This is a genomic window from Kitasatospora sp. NPDC096204 (assembly GCF_044763205.1).
In the GTDB taxonomy this organism is placed as follows: domain Bacteria; phylum Actinomycetota; class Actinomycetes; order Streptomycetales; family Streptomycetaceae; genus Kitasatospora.
In genome coordinates, this window is the sequence record NZ_JBIWFT010000088.1 from 1 (window position 1) to 4,890 (window position 4,890).

The window sequence follows — 4,890 nt, forward strand, 5'->3', positions numbered from 1 at the left end:
AACGGCAGCCGCCTGATAGCCACACCCAGCACCCCTGGGTGGTCCAACCCTACGAATGACCAGACCAACCCGGCTCAGAAGGTAGAGCCGCCTGACGGCGCCGACCAGCGGTCGCGCTCAAGCTCCTCCAGGGAGCGGTCAGGGTTCACGAGTCGAGTCACCGACCGATCGTCCCATGTCAGAAGCCGTTGTGTTTCCGAAGGTGACGGGTGAGTTTCCGCTGGTCAGGCATGGTGCTGGCTGCTGCGCGGAAGAGACGGCGCATTGTTCGTCTGCGTGGTGGAGGTGCCGGAGTGCCGTCGGTGATGGGGCTGTTGGAGGATCGGAAGCTGGCCGCTGGGCAGCGGGTGGAGGAGCTTCGTGCGGAGGTGGAGCGGGTCCTGGCTGAACTGGCTGAGGCGGAGGCCGTGTTGGAGCGGCGCGTGATCGCGGTGGTGGAGCTGTCCGAGGCGTTGGCCGCGAGTGCTCAGCCGCAGGCGCCGGTCAAGCCGGTGCCGGTGCCGGTGGTGGTGAAGGAGCCGGTGGCGGGGTCGGTGGTGCCCGGCTGGCGGGAGGGCGTGACGGTGGAGGTGCTCGCGCCGGAGTACCGGCGGCTGCTGGACGTGCTGGAGACCGGAGCCGGTCCGGAGGGGCTGCGGGCGAAGGAACTGGCTGGCCTGTTGGGCCTGGAGTTGGTGCCGGCGAAGATCGAGGGCGTGCGGGTGAAGGTCAAGCGGCTGGCCGCGCGGGGCTGGCTGGCCGAGGACCAGCCCGGGATCTTCACGCCGCGGCGGCGGGCGGGCTGACCTCGCGGACCCGGTGGCGGGCGAGGCGGCGTCCCATGAGCATGGTCATGGACCACAGGACGACGGCCTCGCTGCTGGCGGGCGGGCTCTCGTAGTCGCGGGCCAGCCGGCGTGAGCGCATCAGCCAGGCCAGGGTCCGCTCGACAACCCACCTGCGGGGCAGCACGACGAACCCGTTCCGGTCGTCGCTGCGTTTGACGATTTCCAGGGCGAGCTGCAGTGTCTTGCGGGCCCAGGCGACCAGGCGGCCGCTGTAGCCGCCGTCGGCCCATACAAGTCGGATCTGGCGGTAGCGGGCGACGAGGTGGGACAGTATGCCGCAGGCGGCGTCCCGGTCGGTGGCGTCGGCCGGGGTGACCAGCACCATCAGCAGCAGCCCGAGGCAGTCCACAATGACGTGCCGCTTGCGGCCGTTGGTCTTCTTGGCGCCGTCGAAGCCCCGCGATGCGGCCGGCATGGATGCGGAGCCCCGGATGGACTGGGAGTCGATGATCGCCGCGGTCGGCTCCGCGTTGCGGCCCTCGCTCTCGCGGACCTTGTGCCGGAGCCGGTCGTGGAACTCCTGGACCAGTCCGCGGTCACGCCAGCGGCGCCAGAAGGCGTAGACCCGGTCCCAGGCCGGGAAGTCGGCCGGCATCGCGTGCCACTTGATGCCGTTGTCGACCAGGTACCTGATCGCATCCGGCATCTGCCGGTGGCAGTAGGCCTCCGGCTGACCGCCCTTGCCGTTCATCCATGCCGGCACGGGTAGCAGGTCCCTGATCTCGGACCATTCGGCATCCGTCATGTCGGAGTCGTAGCGTCGAACACGCTCGCCATGGTCGGCCGCGTTCCCGTATCGGTGTGCGAGACAATCACACTGCGAGCGAGTCGAGTTGGACCGTCCCGACACGATGGCGTACAACTGCGGCAACAGGGCCTCCCTGGTGCATCTTCGGCTTCAACACCCAGGAGCTGCACCGGAGGCCCTGTCTTCATTCGCCCACCGCCCGCAATCACCCGAACGAGACTCCAGTTCGATCGACAATCCCCAGGAGCGGTACGACAACGGCTTCTCAGCTTGTTGTTTTACCTCCATTGATCATCTTCTGTGGCGTTCGGGTTCTCGCCTGCCTGTTCGCTACTGGTTGGTGACCAGGGCGAGTCCGACGTCGTAGATGGGGGCTCGGCGGCGGTTGGGTCGGCCGGGTGGGCGCCCGGGGCCGGGCCGGGAGGGTCTCGCAACGGCCGCTGGGCAGGGCAGGTGCGTGCGGATGTTGCGGAATCCGCGCTGGACCCGGGCGGGGGTGATGCGCTCGGCGGGCTGAGGTCGTTCCCAGGGGCGGCGGAGGTCTGCGGACAGGGTTCTGGCGAGGCGGAGTTGGGTGTGGGCGGCCAGGACGAGGTGGGTCCAGCGGTCGGCCGCGGCGGGTTCGCGCAGCTTCGGGCGGGTCCAGCCGAGGGTCTGCTTGAGGAAACGGAAGGTGTGCTCGAGGTCGAAGCGCCGCAGGAACGCGTGCCAGGCGGTGTCGGTGTCCGCGTTGCAGGGGGCGGGGTCGGAGAACCACAGCCAGACCGGCTTCGGGGTGCCGCCGGAGGGCAGGTGGTCGACGTCGAGGCGGATCAGGGTCCCCTCAATGGTGGGGAGTTGGCCCTGGTGGTCGCTCCAGGCGGAGCGTCGCCAGACACGGGGGTGCAGACGGTGCCAGGCGCGGACGCGGGCGGTGCCGTAGCGGCGGCTGGTGTGCTTGCTGTCGCTGTCGGGATCGCGCCAGGTCTCGGGGTCGGCCAGCGCGAACCGAGCTCCGTGGCTGCGGGGTTTGCCGCCTTTGGGGCCCACCCGGTAGTCGTCGGGCACAGGGTTGAAGAAGACGCGGTCGGAGCGCATTCGCACCACGATCTGGGCCGGCAGGTCCTGCAGGAGGTAGGCAAGTCGCGGGCCGTCATAGCCGGCGTCCGCCACGACCAGCACCGGTGGGTCGCCCGGCTTCCAGTGGCCGGCATCGAGGATGCTGTGCAGCACCTCGCGCAGCTGGCTGGCAGTGACGGCCGCCGTGTCCGCGCCGGGTTCCAGACGCTTCGCGTCCAGCAGTGCTGTCCACGAGGTCGAGCCCGACTCCAGCGCGGCGACGAAGGAGTACGGCCAGCCGGGCACCATCTCGTGCGTGTTCTCGCGCCGGCCGTACGTGTGGCAGAAGGAGCGGCCGTCGCTGGTGTTGGCGTCCGGGCGAAGCCAGGCGGACACGTCGACGGCGAGCACGATCCGTCCGCCCGGGCCGCGCGGCACGCTGCGGGCCGCGATCGCGCTCCGCAGGCGGTCAGCGTCGAGGTCTCCGCGGTTCAGGGCCGCGTAGAGGGAGTTGTGCGAGCGGCGGTGCTCGGGCTCCAGGGCCAGCTCGACCAGGACGCGGACCGGACCGTCGGCACACAGCAAGGCGTCGGCCAGGTCGAACAGGGCGTCCGCACGGCGGGGCATCGCGGCGTACAAGTCCATTCGAAAGGAGGACAGTTCCATAATTGCCTGCTGGCGAACGGCTTCATGGACGACACTCGACACCGACGGCCTCCGGCTCTGTTGTGCGACTCGACATCACACAGCGTGAGACGGAGGCCGTTGCCTTGTCCGGCAGATCCCCATGTGGGTGACCAGATCGAACAACCTCAAGTCGATCACCGGAGGTAAAACGACAAGCTCAGCGAAGTTTGACCGACCGGTGTTTGTCTCATCGAAGCTTGACCGCCGTTGGTGTCAGCGGAGACGGCTAGGGCCCGTTTCAAAAGTGATCAGGACAGCTGCCCGACAGCTCACAGTCCTCGGATGGCTTCGTCCAGATCAGAGCCATAAGAGGCCCAGCAGATGACCGAGCCGTCAACATCGAGATGGCCCATGAACCAGTCCTCGTCAGCTCTCACGAGGCAAAGGTCGTGGAAGGAGAGGATGACGTCAGGCTGGAGAGGGACGTAGTCGGCGAGGCCGTGATCCTCGACAACGACGAGTCGTTCGAGGGATAGCAGGGCCGCTTCGGGATCCCCTGATTCCGAGCGCACCCGCTCGATCGTCCACTCGTCGGGGAGGCCTGTGATCACTGCCGCATGATCGCAGCGGATAGCGTCTCACAGCCACTCGTTTATGGCGGCTACCAGCACGGTTGCTTCGTAGCGAACGGCCAGCTTGTCATACCGGGTGGCGACCGCGCGGTGGCGCTTCAGGCGGTTTATCCCGCACTCCACCGCGTGGCGCTCCTTGTAGTCGTCCTTGTCGAATTTCGGTGGCCGGCCGCCGTGCGAGCCGCGCTTCTTGCGGCTGGCGATCTGGTCGCGCTTCTCCGGGATCGTGCACCGGATGTCGCGTCGCCGCAGGTAGTCGCGGTTGGCACGGGAGCCGTATGCCCTGTCGGCGCGGACCTTGTCCGGCCGGGTACGCGGGCGGCCCGGACCGAGCCGGGGCACTCGGATGCGGCCCAGGACGACCTGGAACTGCGGGGAGTCCCCGCGCTGCCCGGCCGTGATCACGAGTGACATCGGCTTCTGGGCCTGCTCGACCGCCAGGTGAATCTTGGTGGTCAGCCCGCCGCGAGAGCGTCCGAGCCCGTGGTCGTCTGGTTCAGTGAAGACGCCGCCGGGCGGCTCGACCTGCAGGTCCCCCTTTTGCGGGCACCGGCCGCGTGCTGGTGGGCGCGGGCGATCGTCGAGTCGACCGAGACGTCCCAGGTGATCAGCCCCTTCGCATCGGCGTGGGCCTGGAGTTGCTCAAGGATGCGGTGCCAGGTGCCGTTACGCTGCCAACGGCGGAACAGGCCGTACACGGTTTCCCACGGCCCGTACCGTTCGGGCAGATCGCGCCACGGTATGCCCGTGCGAGTCCGGAACCGTATGCCGTTGATCAGCTGGCGCTTGGTGTGGACCGGCGGCCGACCGGCCTTGATGCCGGTCGGTAGCAACGACTCCAGCGCCGCCCACTGAACGTCTGTCAGATCTCCCCGAGCCACGAGCGGTGATCATGTCACGACCTTGATCCACATTTGAAACGGGCCCTAGGTGTTCTGACCCGTGAGGTTGGGGACGCGGCTGGCGGGTGGCTTGCCTGCGAGTGCGGTGTGTCCGCGGTGGTGATTGTAGGTGTGGA

At 68.3% G+C, this 4,890-nt stretch carries 5 protein-coding genes; 1 reads left to right on the forward strand and 4 read right to left on the reverse strand.

Features of this window, described 5'->3' with window-relative positions:
• Positions 1-293: 293 nt before the first annotated feature.
• A complete protein-coding gene (locus tag ACIQ87_RS40140) occupies positions 294-785 on the forward strand; it encodes a hypothetical protein (protein ID WP_402417200.1) in 492 nt (163 codons plus the stop codon).
• On the opposite strand, the gene ACIQ87_RS40145 is transcribed toward ACIQ87_RS40140, so the two are convergent.
• The 4 genes from ACIQ87_RS40145 to ACIQ87_RS40160 form a co-directional block, all read right to left on the reverse strand.
• Positions 760-1,572: an IS5 family transposase gene (locus ACIQ87_RS40145; protein WP_402417202.1), complete on the reverse strand. Its 813-nt coding sequence runs from the start codon at positions 1,570-1,572 to the stop codon at positions 760-762. The genes ACIQ87_RS40140 and ACIQ87_RS40145 overlap by 26 nt on opposite strands.
• A 333-nt stretch (positions 1,573-1,905) precedes the next feature.
• The gene (locus tag ACIQ87_RS40150; RefSeq protein ID WP_402417204.1) at positions 1,906-3,258 is read right to left on the reverse strand and encodes an NF041680 family putative transposase; all 1,353 of its coding nucleotides are present in this window, start codon (positions 3,256-3,258) and stop codon (positions 1,906-1,908) included.
• Positions 3,259-3,569: 311 nt separating this feature from the next.
• Positions 3,570-3,851 (reverse strand): hypothetical protein, encoded by a 282-nt coding sequence (locus tag ACIQ87_RS40155; protein ID WP_402417206.1) that lies wholly within the window; start codon positions 3,849-3,851, stop codon positions 3,570-3,572.
• A gap of 27 nt (positions 3,852-3,878) precedes the next feature.
• Positions 3,879-4,753 (reverse strand): IS5 family transposase gene (locus ACIQ87_RS40160; RefSeq protein WP_402417208.1). Its coding sequence is split into 2 segments (ribosomal slippage): positions 3,879-4,363 and positions 4,363-4,753, totalling 876 coding nucleotides; the frame shifts between segments, so codons are not numbered across the junction.
• Positions 4,754-4,890 lie beyond the last annotated feature (137 nt).

Excerpts from the sequence above, each read along its gene's own strand:
- ACIQ87_RS40150 (WP_402417204.1), bottom strand. The coding sequence starts at position 3,258 with ATGGACTTGTACGCCGCGATGCCCCGCCGTGCGGACGCCCTGTTCGAC.
- ACIQ87_RS40145 (WP_402417202.1), bottom strand. The coding sequence starts at position 1,572 with ATGACGGATGCCGAATGGTCCGAGATCAGGGACCTGCTACCCGTGCCG.